At 72.3% G+C, this 14,681-nt stretch carries 17 protein-coding genes; 4 read left to right on the plus strand and 13 right to left on the minus strand.

The window, feature by feature from the left end:
• Window positions 1-313: 313 nt before the first annotated feature.
• The 6 genes from Pme01_RS24255 to Pme01_RS24280 all read right to left on the minus strand — a co-directional run bounded on the left by Pme01_RS24255 (window position 314) and on the right by Pme01_RS24280 (window position 3,863).
• Complete coding sequence (locus tag Pme01_RS24255) at window positions 314-1,198, minus strand: hypothetical protein (RefSeq protein WP_168113299.1); 885 nt, start codon at window positions 1,196-1,198, stop codon at window positions 314-316.
• Entirely contained in the window at window positions 1,195-1,791 is a 597-nt protein-coding gene (locus Pme01_RS24260; protein WP_168113298.1) for a SigE family RNA polymerase sigma factor, read from the minus strand. The genes Pme01_RS24255 and Pme01_RS24260 overlap by 4 nt, the downstream gene beginning before the upstream one ends.
• A gap of 69 nt (window positions 1,792-1,860) precedes the next feature.
• The gene (locus tag Pme01_RS24265; protein ID WP_168113297.1) at window positions 1,861-2,457 is read right to left on the minus strand and encodes a DUF7711 family protein; all 597 of its coding nucleotides are present in this window, start codon (window positions 2,455-2,457) and stop codon (window positions 1,861-1,863) included.
• Between the two features lie 106 nt (window positions 2,458-2,563).
• Window positions 2,564-2,932, minus strand: coding sequence for a fluoride efflux transporter CrcB (gene crcB / locus Pme01_RS24270; RefSeq protein ID WP_168113296.1), 369 nt, complete (start codon window positions 2,930-2,932; stop codon window positions 2,564-2,566).
• Window positions 2,929-3,360, minus strand: coding sequence for a DUF190 domain-containing protein (locus Pme01_RS24275; RefSeq protein ID WP_168113295.1), 432 nt, complete (start codon window positions 3,358-3,360; stop codon window positions 2,929-2,931). Before Pme01_RS24275 ends, crcB begins: the two co-directional genes overlap by 4 nt.
• Window positions 3,357-3,863 (minus strand): fluoride efflux transporter FluC, encoded by a 507-nt coding sequence (locus tag Pme01_RS24280; RefSeq protein ID WP_239088432.1) that lies wholly within the window; start codon window positions 3,861-3,863, stop codon window positions 3,357-3,359. The genes Pme01_RS24275 and Pme01_RS24280 overlap by 4 nt, the downstream gene beginning before the upstream one ends.
• A gap of 150 nt (window positions 3,864-4,013) precedes the next feature.
• On the opposite strand from Pme01_RS24280, the gene Pme01_RS24285 reads away from it, so the two are divergent.
• Window positions 4,014-4,952 carry a M56 family metallopeptidase gene (locus Pme01_RS24285; protein WP_168113294.1) on the plus strand — a complete coding sequence of 313 codons (939 nt, stop codon included), beginning with the start codon at window positions 4,014-4,016 and terminating at the stop codon, window positions 4,950-4,952.
• Window positions 4,953-4,997: 45 nt separating this feature from the next.
• Here the strand turns inward: Pme01_RS24285 and Pme01_RS24290 are convergent, their stop codons facing one another.
• The 3 genes from Pme01_RS24290 to Pme01_RS24300 all read right to left on the minus strand — a co-directional run bounded on the left by Pme01_RS24290 (window position 4,998) and on the right by Pme01_RS24300 (window position 7,403).
• Entirely contained in the window at window positions 4,998-5,174 is a 177-nt protein-coding gene (locus Pme01_RS24290) for a DUF1059 domain-containing protein (RefSeq protein ID WP_168113293.1), read from the minus strand.
• 36 nt (window positions 5,175-5,210) lie between these two features.
• Window positions 5,211-6,353, minus strand: coding sequence for an EAL domain-containing protein (locus tag Pme01_RS24295; protein ID WP_168113292.1), 1,143 nt, complete (start codon window positions 6,351-6,353; stop codon window positions 5,211-5,213).
• A gap of 126 nt (window positions 6,354-6,479) precedes the next feature.
• The gene (locus Pme01_RS24300; protein ID WP_168113291.1) at window positions 6,480-7,403 is read right to left on the minus strand and encodes an NADP-dependent oxidoreductase; all 924 of its coding nucleotides are present in this window, start codon (window positions 7,401-7,403) and stop codon (window positions 6,480-6,482) included.
• Window positions 7,404-7,602: 199 nt separating this feature from the next.
• On the opposite strand from Pme01_RS24300, the gene Pme01_RS24305 reads away from it, so the two are divergent.
• Entirely contained in the window at window positions 7,603-9,114 is a 1,512-nt protein-coding gene (locus Pme01_RS24305; RefSeq protein WP_168113290.1) for a bifunctional DedA family/phosphatase PAP2 family protein, read from the plus strand.
• Entirely contained in the window at window positions 9,111-9,401 is a 291-nt protein-coding gene (locus Pme01_RS24310; RefSeq protein ID WP_168113289.1) for a metal-sensitive transcriptional regulator, read from the plus strand. Before Pme01_RS24305 ends, Pme01_RS24310 begins: the two co-directional genes overlap by 4 nt.
• A 33-nt stretch (window positions 9,402-9,434) precedes the next feature.
• Here Pme01_RS24310 and Pme01_RS24315 read toward each other — a convergent pair whose 3' ends face one another.
• From Pme01_RS24315 to Pme01_RS24325, 3 genes are read right to left on the minus strand one after another with little or no spacing between them, the layout of a single operon-like run.
• The gene (locus Pme01_RS24315; protein WP_168113288.1) at window positions 9,435-11,756 is read right to left on the minus strand and encodes a heavy metal translocating P-type ATPase; all 2,322 of its coding nucleotides are present in this window, start codon (window positions 11,754-11,756) and stop codon (window positions 9,435-9,437) included.
• Entirely contained in the window at window positions 11,753-12,694 is a 942-nt protein-coding gene (locus tag Pme01_RS24320) for a DUF8832 domain-containing protein (protein WP_203935835.1), read from the minus strand. Before Pme01_RS24320 ends, Pme01_RS24315 begins: the two co-directional genes overlap by 4 nt.
• Entirely contained in the window at window positions 12,691-12,900 is a 210-nt protein-coding gene (locus Pme01_RS24325; RefSeq protein WP_168113287.1) for a heavy-metal-associated domain-containing protein, read from the minus strand. Before Pme01_RS24325 ends, Pme01_RS24320 begins: the two co-directional genes overlap by 4 nt.
• Before the next feature lie 173 nt (window positions 12,901-13,073).
• On the opposite strand from Pme01_RS24325, the gene Pme01_RS24330 reads away from it, so the two are divergent.
• Window positions 13,074-13,631 carry a hypothetical protein gene (locus Pme01_RS24330; RefSeq protein WP_168113286.1) on the plus strand — a complete coding sequence of 186 codons (558 nt, stop codon included), beginning with the start codon at window positions 13,074-13,076 and terminating at the stop codon, window positions 13,629-13,631.
• Between the two features lie 2 nt (window positions 13,632-13,633).
• Here Pme01_RS24330 and Pme01_RS24335 read toward each other — a convergent pair whose 3' ends face one another.
• Window positions 13,634-14,269, minus strand: coding sequence for a maleylpyruvate isomerase N-terminal domain-containing protein (locus tag Pme01_RS24335; protein ID WP_168113285.1), 636 nt, complete (start codon window positions 14,267-14,269; stop codon window positions 13,634-13,636).
• Window positions 14,270-14,681 lie beyond the last annotated feature (412 nt).

Consider the following 14,681-nt stretch of genomic DNA (forward strand, 5'->3'; position numbering starts at 1 on the left):
GCTGACATCCTGCCTGCAACCTGCCCTCCCCGCCGCCATCGCACCCACAACCGGACACGAGCGGACACGGTAGGCCACAATCCAACCCCGCCCGTCGCACGCAGTGTCCGTTTACCGCCCGGTAGCTCCCCAGGTGGCGGCCCTACGCCCGGACGGCGGCCGACCTGTGCGCCACTTCACCGGTCGGTCGCAGCCGCGTCGATGGAACATGTGTACGATATCGATGCGCGGCGACTGGGGGGTGGTCGCGCCGGTCGTGGGGAAGCGACCGAAGCGGACCCGGCCGGCGCGGCCACGGCCGGCCGGGTCCCGCTCACCGCGCCTTGGGGCTGTCCTTCGAGGACAACACGTTGAACTCGGGCTTCGCGGCCACCTCGGCCAACGCCGCTTCGGAGAAGACCGGCGAAGCCAGGATCTGATAGCTGGGCCACAGGATGCACGTCTGCGACTGCTGCACCATGACCTCTGCGTCGTCGTAGTAACGCGTGGCGTAGTAGATCCGGCCGTGGCCGGAGATCGACCGCCACGACACCCGTACCCGGGTGCCGTCGGCTGTCTTCAGCACCTGGCAGTTCTCGTCCGTACCCTGGTGGACGACCGTCTGCTGGCAGAGGTCCCCGGTGGGCGCCGGCCCGCTTCGCGGCGCCAGGTGCACGCTCAACGCGCCGCCCCGCCCGTCCCGGTACACGTCGAAGCCGGCGTAGTACTCCATGCCGACGACCGGGTCGCGCTCGGTCGCCTGCACGCCTCGGACATAGGCGTTGCCGTCCGGGACTCGCGCGAGATCGGTGTCCGGAGTCGAGTAACCCGCGGGTACGACGGAGAGCAGGACCCGGTAGAGCGCCGCGGCCCGTTCGTACCCGGGGTCGGATTTCGAGCCCCCGATCATCGGCGGGTCCGGCACCGGGCTCGTCGACGGAGCCGGGCTCACAGCCGGGCCGGGAGTCCGACTCGAGGCGGTGGGCCCCGCGCCACCCACCCGGTCTCCCCCAGGCATGCGGTACGCCGCCACGCCGCCGAGCGCGGCGACAGCGGTCAGACCGACGACCGTAATACCGACGGCCGCTCCGACAGCGGCCCGCAGCGCGTTCCGGCGTCGCGCCGCCCGCCGGACCCGGATCAGTACGGCGTCCACGGGCGGCAGGGGCGGTGCCGCCACGTCGAGAAGCTGCCCGAACACGACCTTGATCTCGCTCATCGTTGGTCACCCCTCGTCGCTCGTCCTATCACGACACCGTCCATCCGGGCACCGTCGAGTTGCCCCCGCAGCGTCTCAAGTCCACGCGCGCACTGACTCTTGACCGTCCCAGGTGAGCAGCCGAGAATGCTCGCGGTCTCGTCGACGGAGAGGTCCTCCCAGAACCGCAGCACGAGCACCGCGCGCTGCCGCGGCGGGACCCGCTCCAGCGCCCGTCGCAGCATCAGCCGGTTCTCAACCGCACCGTCCGAGACCGCGCTGTTCGACACCGAGGCGCCCGACACCGCGACGTCGAACGTGCCGGTGGAAACGTCGGTCACCTGCTCCCGGTGCCACGGCCGTCGCTTGTGGTCGAGGAAGGCACGGAACACCACCCGGCGCGCGTACGCGTCCAGACTGTCGTGCCTGGTGATGCGCTTCCAGTTCAGGTACAGCTTCGCCAGCGCCGTCTGTACCAGGTCTTCGGCCAGGTGCCAGTCGCCGCACAGCAGGTAGGCCGCCGCGCGCAGACTCGCCCCGCGTGCCGCGTAGTACTCGGTGAACTCGCCGTCGCGGTCGAGTTCGCCACCGGGCGAACCGCGGCGTAGCGCCATCTCTCGGGTCCCTCCGTCGTCAGTCGTCCTAGACACGGAGCGGACCCTCTGGTTGGTTGCACGTCTGCGCTACGAACGCTCCACCGCGTCGAGCACGTCGAGGTAGCCGTCGCTGGCCCGCCACAGTGCGTCCGCGACGGGCTCCAGCTTGCCGGGGCTCCAGCGCCGGTCGTCGTACTCCCTGGTCTGCCCCCGCAGTGCGCGGAGGCTGACCCCCAACTCGTCCTTCAGGCGTGCCCGCAGCTCATCCGGGGCCGGGGCATCGGGGCGTACGGACTCTCCTCGCCCGTCGCGCAGCGCCTCCAGGGCGTCGGTCCTGACCCCGTCGGCTTCGTCCCAGAGCAGGACCGGTCGGTCGATGCGGTGGTTCCACACCAGGGCGTGGGCAGACCGCCACCAGGGCACGATCGGGTTCTTGGCCAGCTTGGTGGCGTTCGCCCAGTGCTGGGCGCCGCGCGGCTCACTCCACCACGGAACCTCGTCCACCGGTAGGTCGACGCTCAGTGCGACCGTGACGCTCTCCAGATCCCGCGCCGGCCCGAGGAGGTCCCCGACCGCCCACAACCGGGTCACCCGCAGGGGAAAGATCGACGACGGCCGGGTCGCCATGTCGGCGCAACTCTGCGCGAGCGTCTCGACGTGGTGTACGGCGCGCGTCCACTTCATCCGGTCATCCTGACCCATCCCCGGTGGACGCTCCAATCCGGCGGATCCTGTCGGTTCTGCCTGGCGTAGGTCTGCCTGGCGTAGGCCGGACGGCGCGCAGCGGCGCTCAACCGGTGATCAATCGGGCCAGCGCGGCCCCGGCGACGGCCGCCCCGAGACCCGCCGCGACGCTCGCGATGACGTTGAGCACGGCGACCAGGCGGCTCCGCTCCCGCAGGAGCTGGACGGTCTCGTACCCGAAGGTCGAGTACGTGGTGAGCGCTCCGCAGAAGCCCGTGCCGAGCGCCGCCATGACCAGCCCCGGGGTGCGCAGCGTGGCCGCGGCGAGCAGCCCGAGCAGGAACGAACCGGTGACGTTGACCGCGAAGGTCCCCCAGGGGAACAGCGAGTCGTGGCGGGCCTGGACGGCGCGGTCGACCAGGTAGCGCAGCGGCGCGCCGACCGCGGCGCCCAGCACGACGAGCAGCGGCGTCACGGCGCCGCCCGGCCCGGCGCGTCCGGACCCGGTTCATCCCCACCCGGCGCGTCCGGACCCGGTTCGTGCCGACCCGCGGCGGACCCGGCGAGCGGCTCCCGGCCGACGTAGCGGATCACCTCGACGGGGTCGATGATCACCAGGCCCTCGGTGACCAACTCGTCGAGCTGGGGCAGGAACGCCCGGATCCGCTCCTCCGCGTCGACGATGATGATCGCGACCGGGAGGTCTTCCGACAGGGACAGCAGCCGGCTGGTGTGGATCCGGGAGGACGCTCCGTACCCCTCCACCCCGCGGATGACGCTGGCGCCCGCCAGACCGGCCCGGTGGGCGCGGTGCACGATCTCGGTGTACACCGGCCGGTGGTGCCACTGGTCGTCCTCGCCCACGAAGATGGTCAGGCGAAGCGCCGGACCCTCGAGCTTCATCGGGCCTCCCGGGATCGACCGGCCCGCCGGGCCCGCCGTACCAGCGCCCGCGTGCCGGTGATACCAGCGTGCACCGCCGCGATCGCCGCGAGAAGGGTGCCGGCGAGGTACGTGAGGGCGACGCCGACGGAGCCCGCGCCGATCAGGCGTTGGATCTCGACGACGTACGTGGAGAACGTGGTGTACCCGCCGAGCAGTCCGGTTCCCAGGAACGGGCGCAGCAGCCGCCGGCCGGGCCAGACGTCGCTGACCAGGGCCGTCAGTACGCCGATGAGCAGGCAGCCGGACACGTTGACGGCGAACGTCACCCACGGGAAGCCGGTACCGGACGCGGGCACGAGCTGGCCGAGACCGTACCGGGCCAGAGCCCCGGCGGCGCCGCCCACGGAGATCACGCCGAGCACGGCCCACGGTACGCGGGCGCGGCGCCCGAGCCCGGCCGGGAACGGCGACACCGCGCCGGCCGGTGGGGCGGAGCCGGTATCGGCCGGAGTGTCGGGCACCGCAACATGGTAGGTGCCGACCATCCGCCGGCCGATGAGGGCCGGGCTGCGCGGCACAGACCGGAGCGGACCGTGAGCCCGGACGCCAGGGGCCATCCGGTCCGGGCCGTCCCGGATAGGGTGAGGCATGGCCACACGACCGGAGATGTCGTGACCACCGCGGTACTACTCGCCGTGGTGGCCTGGATCGCGTTCGTGGTGATCGCGCCCCGGCTGTCCCGACGGCTGCCGCCCGCCGCCGCGACCGTGGGGCTGACCGCCGGCTCCGTCGTGATCGCGGGCTCCGGCGTTGTCATGATCGCCATGCTCGCCGCCCCCTGGATCGCGCAACTGCCCGAGATCTCCGAGCTGGGGCCGTGGTCGGCTACGAAGCTCCGGTCCGGCAGCCCGGTGCCGCTCGCGGCGGCGGTCACCTTCGCGGCGCTGGTCGGCGTCGCGGTGGTACGGCTGGCCGTGACCGGGTGGCGGCGCGCGAGGGCGATGGCCGCGGTACGGCGGTACTGCCGGCACCTGCCGGCCACCGACGCCAGCCTGGTGGTCGTCGACAGCCAGCGGCCGGACGCGTTCGCCACTCCCCTGCCGTCCGGCCGGATCGTCGTGACCACCGGGCTGCTGCGGGCGCTGTCGGCCGCCGAGAGGCGGGCGCTGCTCGCCCACGAGCGGGCCCACCTGGAGCATCACCATGCCTGGTGGGTGCTGGCGGCCGACCTGGCGGCCAGCGCCAACCCGCTGCTACGCCCCAGCGCGCGGGCGGTCCGCCGCGCCGTCGAGCGGTGGGCCGACGAGGAGGCCGCGGCCGCCGTCGGCGACCGGGCCCTCGTCGCCCGTACCATCGCACGGGTCGCGCTCCTGATCACCTCCCGGGAACGGGTACCGGCGATGGCCGCGTCCGGCGGCGACGTGCCGGACCGGGTGCGCGCCCTGCTGGCCGCGCCGCCCAGGCGGCGCCTGCTGCCCGTACTCGGGATGGTCGCGATGCTGATGCTGACCCTCACGGCGGGCATCCGCGTCGATCACCGCACCGACACGGTGTTCGACCGCGCGACCGTGCCTGAGGCCGGCTACGGCCTCAGGCACGGTCACCGCTGAGGTGGGCCCGGCTCGGGTAGCGGGCGGCGACGGTGGTACCGGCGGTCAGTCCGCGACGTCGACCATCGCGGCGCGTACCTGGGCGGCGAGCTCGGGCGAGAACTCGGGCAGGCCGTGGTCTTTGGTGGCGTGAACGGCACAAGAGGCGAGGATGCTCGCCTCGTCGCCGGTGTAGCTGGCGTCGCAGCCGGGGATGATGTCGCCGCAGCGGAACTTCTTCAAGGTGATCTCCTTACGGGGTTGCTGGTGGAACGCCGATCAATGCTTAAGCGCGCTGATCGCGGCCTCGCTGAGCTCGGACACGTCGATGAGGCCGATCAGCCGGCCGCTGGAATCCGTACAGGCGACCGGGGTGCCCCGGTGCCAGATGGGTCGGGCCATGGCGCGGCGGATGAGGTCGACGGGTTTCGACGACGGTGCGACGGCGAGCGCCGGTGCGAGACGCGGGGTGCCGAGCGGATCGGCGATGACCACACCCACGGGGCGGCCCACGTCGTCGACGACCGCACTACCCGGCGCCGCGTCACAGATCATCCCCGTCGTGACACCGGGCAACTGCACCTTCGCGCAGTCCCGCACGAGATGGGCCACGTACTCGGTGAACTCCGCCCGCTGGGCGCAGCCGCGAAGGAGGTCGACCACCCCGGGGTCGAGCACCGACCACGGCGCGGCGGGACGACCCAGCAGCCAGCCCTGTACGAGCGGCACCTCCATCGACGCGAGGGTCTGCAGCTCGGCGAGCGTCTCCACCCCCTCGGCCAGCAGCCAGCAGTCCATCCGCGCGGAGAGGTCACCGAGGAGCTGTACGAGGGCGCGGCGGGTCGGATCGCTGTCGATGCCGGTGATGAGCTCCCGGTCGAGCTTGACGATGTCCGGCCGGATGGACAGCAACTGGCCGAGGCCGGCGTACCCGGTGCCGGCGTCGTCGACGGCGACCAGACCGCCGGCGGCCCGGATCTCGTCGAGCGTGGCATGCAGCACCCGCACGTCGGACGCCTGGATGTGTTCGGTGAGTTCGACCACGATGCGCTCGAGGCCGCCGCCGGCGTACAGCGCCTCGCGGACCACCGGGTGCGACACCAGGTGCGGCTCGACGTTGACCGTGAGGAACGTGTTCGGCGGCAGCGTCGTACGCAGGGCCAGCGCCCGGTGGACCACGCGGGCGGTGAGCTCCGCCGCGTACCCCAACCGATCGGCCTCGGCGAACCACACGTCCGGGGACGCCTCCGGTTCACCGCTGAACCGGGACAGCGTCTCGAACCCGGCGATCCTGGAGTTGGCCAGGTCGATGATGGGCTGAGCCACCAGCGTCGGCTGGTCGGCGCCGGCCACGACGGCGGCCAGGGCCCGATCCCAATCCACCGGCACGTCGGTGCCGAGCGCGGGTGTCGTGAGGCTCATGCCAGGCCATCGGCGGCCCGCTGCCCCACCTGAGGGATTGCGCCAGCTGAGGAATCCGGTGATGCCGCCTGAGGGATCCGGCGATGCCGCCTGAGGGATCCGGCGATGCCGCCGAGGCAGCCGGCCTCAGTCCTCGTTGACGCTCAGGACGATCTTCCCTTTGGTGTGTCCCTGCTCCACCTGGCTGTGCGCGTCGGGCGCGTCTTCCAGGTCGAAGCGGGTGGAGATGATCACGGCGACCGCGCCGTCGTCGAGGACCTTGGCCAGCCGGGCCAGCCGGCGGCCGTCCATCGGGCCCTGGTACCGCAGGAGCTGCACCCGGCGCCCGGCCGGCACCTCACCACCGGGGTTCGGGGTGGCGACGACCCCGCCGTCCCGGGTCACGGCGATCGCGCCGTCCGTGGTGGCCGCCACGCAGGACAGGGCGGCGTCGACACCGCCGGGGACGAGATCACGTACCCGCTGCGGCCACTCCGGGTCGTAGTGGTCGACCACCTCGCCGACACCCAGCTTGTGCACGAAGTCGTGGTGGTCGCGGCCGGCCGTGCCGATGACGGTCGCCCCGGCGTGCACCGCGAGCTGGGCGGCCAGGTGCCCCAGCCCGCCGGCGGCCGCGGTCACGAGCACGGTCTGCCCGCGCCGCACGCCGAGAGCGTCCTCGATACCGGCGTCGGCGGTCAGCAGGTCGACGGGCGCGGCGCCCGCCTCCCACAGCGCCAGCGCCATCGGTATCGGAGCCAGCCGCTCCGGCCGGCAGGCGGCGTAGTCGGCATAGGCGCCCCCGAAGCCGATGTACCCGTACACCGGCTCGCCGTCGTGGAACCCGGCGTCGTCCCCGCTCCTGCCGACGATCGTGCCGGCGCACTCGAACCCCGGGATGTAGGGCAGTTCCCTACTCAGCCGGCCCTGCCGCGCGGCGACGTCCCAGGGCCCCACCCCGGCCGACGTGACCCGTACCAGTACCTCGCCGGAGCTGGGCTGGGGCAGCGGCACCTCCCGTACCCGCAGCACGTCCGGACCGCCGAACTGTTCGACGAGAATCGCGCGCATGGCGCCCTCCCTATCGAGCGGGACCGCCCGCCGGCTGGTGCCCGTCCACTGCTGTCAGGAGTCGGTCACCTGTAGTTAAAAGACCTGTTGTCTCGTACCCTGCCACCGCCGACCGATGCCGGCCAGACGTCCGGATGTACGGCGGCACCGATCGACGGCGTGGAAGAGTGGTACACGGAACCGATCCGGAGGCAGGCGCATGACGGACACCGTCGCCCGATACATTCTCGGCCTGCACGGGTGGCTCGCGCTGGCCGTCGTGTTTGCGCTGCCGCTGCTGGAGGCGTCGGCCTTCGTCGGCTTCGCGTTCCCCGGCGAGATCGCCGTGCTGCTCGGCGGGGTCCTCGCCTTCCACCATCGGGTCAGCCTCGCCGCCGTCCTCACCGCGGCGATCTCCGGCGCGATCCTCGGCGACACCATCGGGTACGTGGTCGGACGCCGGTACGGCCGGCGCCTGCTGACGGGCCGCCTCGCCCGGTTCGTACGGCGCGAGCACCTCGACCGGGCCGAGCGGTACCTCGCCGAACGGGGCGGCAAGGCCGTGTTCTTCGGTCGTTGCACGGCCGCGCTGCGCGTCATGATCCCCGGGCTGGCGGGGATGGCCCGGATGCGGTACACCACCTTCGCCTGCTACAACATCGCCGGCGGTGCGCTCTGGGCGACCGCGATGGTGCTGATGGGCTACCTCGCGGGCGCGAGCTGGCAGCGGGCCGCGCACCTGGCCAGCCGCGTCGGCCTGGTGGCGCTCGCGCTGCTGGCGCTCGGCTTCGCGCTGAGTCTGCTGACCAGGGTCGCTCGGCGGCACCCCGCGCGGCTGTACACGATTGCCGACCGCCTCGCGGCCACCGCTCCGGCCAGTGCGGTCCGCCGTCGCTTCCCGGCCCAGCTCGGGTGGCTGCGTCGCCGGCTGGACCCGAGGTCCCCGGACGGGCTCCGGCTGACCGTGACGCTCGTACTCGCCGCGCTGTGCGCGTGGATGTTCGGCGGCCTGACCGCCGACGTCCTGGCCGACGAGGACCTGGCCCGCCTCGACCCGCGGGTACAGGCCTTCGTCCTCGCGCACCGGACCGGCTGGCTGACGCTGATCATGGGCAGCGTCACCTGGCTCGGCTCCAGCGTCGTCCTGGTTCCGCTGTACCTGATCGTGACGGTGGCGTTGCTATGGAGGCGGCGGCTGCGGGAGGTCCGGTACCTCTGGTCGGCGTTCCTCGGCGCGGTCGTGCTCTACAAGCTCGGCAAGCAACTCGTCAACCGCCCCCGCCCACCCGTGGCCGAGTTGATCACCCCCGCCGGCGGCCAGGCGTTCCCGTCGGGGCACGCCACCCAGGCCATCGTCGCCTGGGGCATGCTCGCCGTGGTTCTTCTAGGCGGCCGGTCCGCCCGCGCCCGCGCCTGGATGCTGTCGACCGCCGCCCTGGTGGTACTGCTGGTCGGGGCGTCCCGGGTCTACCTGGGCGCGCACTGGCTGACCGACGTCCTCGGCGGGTACGCGCTCGGCGGCTGCTGGCTCGCCGTGATCCTCACGCTGTACCTGCGGCGCGGCTCCCCGCGGCCCCCCGCTCGTCCGGCGCCGGACCACAAGCCCGACCACAAGCCCGACCGCAAGCCCGACCGCAAGCCCGACCGCAAGCCCGACCGCAAGCCCGGCCGCGAACCCGGCAGCGCCGCAGATCCGATACCCCCTGGGGGTTCCGCTACCATTGGTTCGTGACCACACCCAGCCGCGGCTACACCGCCACCAAGGACCAGTTGCTGAGCCGGCTGCGCCGCATCGAGGGCCAGGTCCGCGGCGTCGAGCGGATGGTCGAAGAGGACCGGTACTGCATCGACGTCCTGACCCAGATCAGCGCCGCCCAGGCCGCGCTGGACAAGGTCGCGCTGGGCCTGCTCGACGACCACGCCCGCCACTGCATGAAGGCCGGCGCCGAAGAGGGCCGTAGCCAGGAGATGGCCGACGAGATGATGGCCGCCGTGGGCCGGCTGATGAAGCGCGGCTGAACCTCCGCGCGCACCACCCGGCCCGCACGGCTCTTACGGCCGTGCCACCGGCCGGAAGCCGCGTAGCCGCAGACTGTTGGAGACCACGAACACCGACGAGAAGGCCATCGCCGCACCCGCGATCATCGGGTTGAGCAGGCCGGCCGCGGCGAGCGGCAGGGCCGCGACGTTGTAGGCGAAGGCCCAGAACAGGTTGCCCTTGATGGTCCGCAGGGTGCGCCGGGACAGTCGGATCGCGTCGGCGGCGGCCAGCAGGTCGCCCCGGACCAGGGTCAGGTCCGACGCCTCGATCGCCACGTCCGTACCGGTACCCATGGCCAGCCCGAGGTCGGCCTGAGCGAGCGCCGCCGCGTCGTTGACCCCGTCGCCCACCATCGCCACGACCCGCCCCTCGGCCTGCAGCCGCTTGACCACGTCGACCTTGTCGGCCGGCAGCACCTCGGCGATGATCTGCCCGGCGATGATCTGCCCGGCGGTGCCCGCGCCGCCGGGCGCATTCTGCGTGATGCCATCGCCGGTGATACCGACCTCGACCGCGACCGCCCGCGCCACGGTGGCGTTGTCGCCGGTCAGCAGCACCGGGGTCAGGCCGAGTTCACGCAGCCGCGCGATCGCCTCCCGGCTGGTCGGCTTCACCGTGTCGGCCACCGCGAGCACCCCGCGTGCCCGGCCGTCCCAGCCGACCACGACGGCGGTACGGCCGACCGCCTCGACCTCGGCCGCCGCGCGGCGCAGCTCGTCCGGCACGTCCAGGCCGTCCCGCTCCAGCAGGCCCCGCCCCTCCAACAGGCGCAGCCGCCCGATGACCGCCTGACGGCCGTCGACCGTACCGGTGACGCCCAGCCCCTCGACGTTGGCGAACCCGTCGACCGCCGGCAGCGCGCCGAGCCGGTCGGCGGCCGCCTCGGCGATCGCCTTCGCGATGGGGTGCTCGGACGCCGACTCCAGCGCTCCGGCGACCCTGAGCACCTCGGTCTCGTGGTCACCGTCCGCCGTGACCACGTCGTGCAGGCTCATCCGGCCGGTGGTCACGGTGCCGGTCTTGTCGAGGACGACGGTGTCGACCCGTCGGGTGGACTCCAGTACCTCCGGGCCCTTGATCAGGATGCCGAGCTGGGCGCCGCGGCCGGTGCCGACCAGGAGCGCGGTCGGGGTGGCCAGGCCCAGCGCGCACGGGCAGGCGATGATCAGTACGGCCACCGCGGCGGTGAACGCCGCCGTGGCCCCACCGCCGGCGCCGAGCCAGAAGCCGAGGGTTCCGACGGCGAGCGCGATCACGACGGGTACGAAGACCCCCGAGATCCGGTCGGCCAGTCGCTGGACGGCTGCCTTGCCGTTCTGGGCGTCCTCGACGAGCCGGGCCATCTGCGCCAACTGGGTGTCCGCGCCGACCCGGGTGGCGCGTACGACCAGGCGCCCGCCGGCGTTGACGGTGGCGCCGACGACGGCGTCGCCCGGCGCGACCTCCACCGGTACGGACTCGCCCGTGACCACGGAGACGTCGACCGCGGAGGTCCCCTCCTCCACGACGCCGTCGGTTGCGATCTTCTCTCCCGGCCGGACGACGAACCGGTCCCCCGCCGCCAACTGCTCGACGGGGATGCGCGCCTCGACCCCGTTACGCAGGACGGCGACGTCCTTGGCCCCGAGTTCGAGCAGCGCGCGCAGGGCCGCGCCGGCCCGCCGCTTGGACCGGGCCTCGAAGTAGCGCCCGGCGAGCAGGAAGAGTGTCACCCCGGCGGCGGCCTCGAGGTACAGGCTCCCTCCGCCGTCGCCCCGGGTGATGCCGAAGCTGAACGGGTGCCGCATGCCGGGCATCCCGGCGGTACCGAAGAACAGCGCCCACAGCGACCAGCCGAACGCCGCGAGGGTGCCCAGTGAGATCAGGGTGTCCATGGTCGCCGCGCCGTGGCGCAGGTTGACGGCGGCCGCCCGGTGGAACGGCGCTCCCCCGTACGCGACGACCGGCCCGGCCAGCGCCAGCGCCAGCCACTGCCAGTTGGTGAACTGCCAGGCGGGCACCATCGACAAGGCGATCACCGGCACCGTCAGGACCAGGCAGACCCACAACCGGGTACGCAGGGAGGCCAGCTCGTCGACGGGCGCCGCGGCCTCGGCCGGCTTCGCCGGGACCTCCGCGGTGTACCCGGTCTTCTCCACGGTCGCGATGAGGTCCGCCGGGGTCACCCCGTCCGGGTACACGATCTTCGCCTTCTCGGTGGCGTAGTTGACCGTGGCCCGCACACCCTCCATGCGGTTGAGCTTCTTCTCGATGCGGGCGGCGCAGGAGGCGCAGGTCATCCCGCCGATCACAAGCTCGATCTGGTTGCCCGCCTGCACGAGCGGCCTCGTCATCGGTCCTCCTCGGCTGCCGTGGCGGTGAACTCGGCGGTGTGCACCCGGCCGGCGTGCTGGAAGTCCAGGTACAGCCGGTAGGCCCCGCCGCTGGGCACCTCCGCGACGAAGGTGACGTCCGGTCCGGGCGCGGTGCGGCCGTCGCCGGGCTCACCGTCCGGGTGAACGTGCAGGTAGGCCAGGTCGCCGTCGCGCAGCGCGACCAGGTGCCCGTACGCGCCCAGGTACGGCTGGAGATCCGTGACCGGCTTCCCGTCGCGGCTGACCCGCAGCGTCACCTTGCTCGACCGGCCGGCGATCAGGTCTCCGGCCAACTCGACCGTATAGCCGTCGACCGTCGTGGTGCGAACGGCGCCGGGCAGCGGGGTCGGCGTGTAGCTTCCGGCCGCCGGCGCGTCGACGCCGAGGGTCAGGGCCTGGGTACGCTCTGCCGGCCGGAAGTCGGCGAAGATCCGATACTGGCCGGGCGCGGCCACCGTGAGCGGGATCCGCCAGGTGCCGTCGGTACCGAGCGTCGGGTGTACGTGCTGGAACCCGGCGAGGTCCCGGCGCACCACGATCAGGTGTAGGTCGCGCTCGTGGGTCGGGGTGTAACGGGTGACCGGCGCTCCATTCGGGCCGAGGATCTGGAAGGCGAAGTCGGTGGCGGCGCCGGCGGCGAGGGTCGTGGTCACCGGCTTGAGCCGGTACCCGTCCTGGCTGACCTGCAGGCCGCCCGGCAGGTGGCCGGCTGTTTCTCCGTGGCCGCCGCCTGTTTCTCCACTCTGCCCGTGCCCGGTCGCTTCTTCGTGACCGGGCACGGGCAGAGCGGCGGCGGGTTGCCCGGCCGCCGTGACGGCGGCCGGCGAGATCACCTTGCCGAGCCCGGCGGCTCCGGCGAACACCACGACCAGGCCGAGCGCGTACGCCACCAGCCTGGTCACGCCCGATCTGTTCACCTCACGACCTCGTACCCGGCTTCGTCGACCGCGGCCACCACGGCGGCGTCGTCGAGCGGCGCGTCGCTGGTGACCGTGACGGCGCCGCTGCCCAGGTCGACCTGCACGTCCGTCACCCCGGCAAGCTCGCTGATCTCGGAGGTCACCGCGTTGACGCAGTGCCCGCAGGTCATGCCGGAAACGGTGTACGTGGTGGTCGTCGCCATGGTGGTTCTCTCCTCGTCGAAAGCGTCGGTGACGATCCTACGATACCCCCCTAGGGTATCTACGCAAGGTGTCGTCGGTCATGCTGAACGGCCCCGATCCCCGGAGGCCCCGATCCCCGGAGGCCCCGATCCCCGGAGGCCCCGATCAAGGAAGCCCCGATCAAGGAGGAACGGTGAACTGGCGGGTACTGCTGCTCGGCGGCGCTTCAGGGACCGGCAAGAGCTCGCTCAGTTACCCGCTCGCCCGCCGGTACGGCAGCCCCATCGTCGAGGTCGACGATCTCGTTGAGGCGTTGCAGGCGATGACCACGCCCGAGCAGCAGCCGATGCTGCACTACTGGCTGACCCACCCGGAGGCCGCACAGCTGCCCGCCGGCCGCATCGTGGACCTGCAGATCGAGTTCGCGCGGGCGCTCCGACCGGCGGTGGAGGCGGTGATCGCCAACCACGTACAGAGCGACACGCCGGTCATCATCGAGGGCGACTACCTGCTGCCCGGTCCGCTGCCCGACCTGGTCCGGGCCGCCTTCGTCCACGAGCCCGACGTCGATCAACTGGTACACAACTACCGACTGCGCGAGCCGTACGCCGGCCAGCAGCACGGTCGAGCGGAGGCGAGCGCCCGCTACGGCGACTGGCTGGCCGAGCAGGCGGTGTCGTACGGGATCCCGGTGATCAAAGCCCGCCCTTGGGAGACGGCACTCGAACGTCTCTGCCTGCTACTGGAATGAGCCTATATTTCGTCGTGTGGCGCCGCGTACCAGCGCCAGCGGCTCAGGACCGCGCGGCCGGGTAACTCGCCGCGGCCGGTCGCCCACAGCAGCGTGGACCACGGGTCGGCGCCGGTAGGCGCGTCGGGGAACAGTCGACCGAGTACCCGAGCGCACAGGTCGGCCGGCGGCGTCCACCCGGTACCGAATCCCTGGGTGACATCGTGGGTATGGACCAGGACCTCGACGACACCCATCGCGGCGAAGCCCTCGGGGTCGGCGATCCCCATCGGGTGGTACGCCCGAAGCTGCGGAGACGACGTGGCGACCATCGCCACGAGTAGCGCGCCGCTCGCCTCGAACACCTGCAGGAGACCGTCCGGCCCCGCAGCCCGGTCCGCGAAGATCGTGCTGCGCGGGCCGCCCGGGCGCTGCGGTCCGGACATGAACGGCACGTAACCCTTCAGCGGCGGGTTGGTCGGACACAGCTGAGCGGCGTACGCGAACAGGTCGTCGCTCACGTGCTCCACGGTTTCCCAGCAGTCCCACTCCAGAGCGCCCGCGTGGGCGCCCCAGTCCGGAGCGGCCACTCCGCGGATCGCCGCCGAGGACAGCGCAACGGACAGCTCGACATCGGCCGCGGTGACAGGATGACGCATGCCGATCACCGTACCGACCACGCCTTCGCCAAACCGGCGCGCCATCGACCCGCTCGTCGTGCCTGCCTCGTACCGGCACCCGCCGCAACAGTCCGGGCCGAGTTCCGCGTCGGGGTGCTCGCGCCGGTCGTGTCCGCACGACGGGCAGTCCCCGTAGCAGCGAATGCGGTTCGCCCTCCATGCGGACAGGCGACGCCGGAACCCTCCTCACACGCGGAGATCGTCACGGGCCGACAGTCGCACGAATCGTACGTACGTTCGAGAGAACTGTCGTACCCGCCGTCTACGTTGGACGCGTGGATGAGCGGTTGGCCGAACTGAGCAGGGTGCTTGGGGAGCACCTGGGGTCGGTGCCGTTTGTCTGTTCACCGTCGACTGTGGTCGAGCAGTTGGATCAGGTGCACGTCATCGA

Source organism: Planosporangium mesophilum, assembly GCF_016863255.1.
Classification (GTDB): Bacteria; Actinomycetota; Actinomycetes; order Mycobacteriales; family Micromonosporaceae; genus Planosporangium; species Planosporangium mesophilum.

Bases quoted from the DNA above. Each gene is read 5' to 3' on its own strand.
- Pme01_RS24255 (WP_168113299.1), bottom strand. From the start codon at position 1,198: ATGAGCGAGATCAAGGTCGTGTTCGGGCAGCTTCTCGACGTGGCGGCA.
- Pme01_RS24260 (WP_168113298.1), bottom strand. From the start codon at position 1,791: ATGGCGCTACGCCGCGGTTCGCCCGGTGGCGAACTCGACCGCGACGGC.
- Pme01_RS24265 (WP_168113297.1), bottom strand. From the start codon at position 2,457: ATGAAGTGGACGCGCGCCGTACACCACGTCGAGACGCTCGCGCAGAGT.
- Pme01_RS24275 (WP_168113295.1), bottom strand. From the start codon at position 3,360: ATGAAGCTCGAGGGTCCGGCGCTTCGCCTGACCATCTTCGTGGGCGAG.
- Pme01_RS24295 (WP_168113292.1), bottom strand. From the start codon at position 6,353: ATGAGCCTCACGACACCCGCGCTCGGCACCGACGTGCCGGTGGATTGG.
- Pme01_RS24300 (WP_168113291.1), bottom strand. From the start codon at position 7,403: ATGCGCGCGATTCTCGTCGAACAGTTCGGCGGTCCGGACGTGCTGCGG.
- Pme01_RS24305 (WP_168113290.1), top strand. From the start codon at position 7,603: ATGACGGACACCGTCGCCCGATACATTCTCGGCCTGCACGGGTGGCTC.
- Pme01_RS24315 (WP_168113288.1), bottom strand. From the start codon at position 11,756: ATGACGAGGCCGCTCGTGCAGGCGGGCAACCAGATCGAGCTTGTGATC.
- Pme01_RS24325 (WP_168113287.1), bottom strand. From the start codon at position 12,900: ATGGCGACGACCACCACGTACACCGTTTCCGGCATGACCTGCGGGCAC.
- Pme01_RS24335 (WP_168113285.1), bottom strand. From the start codon at position 14,269: ATGCGTCATCCTGTCACCGCGGCCGATGTCGAGCTGTCCGTTGCGCTG.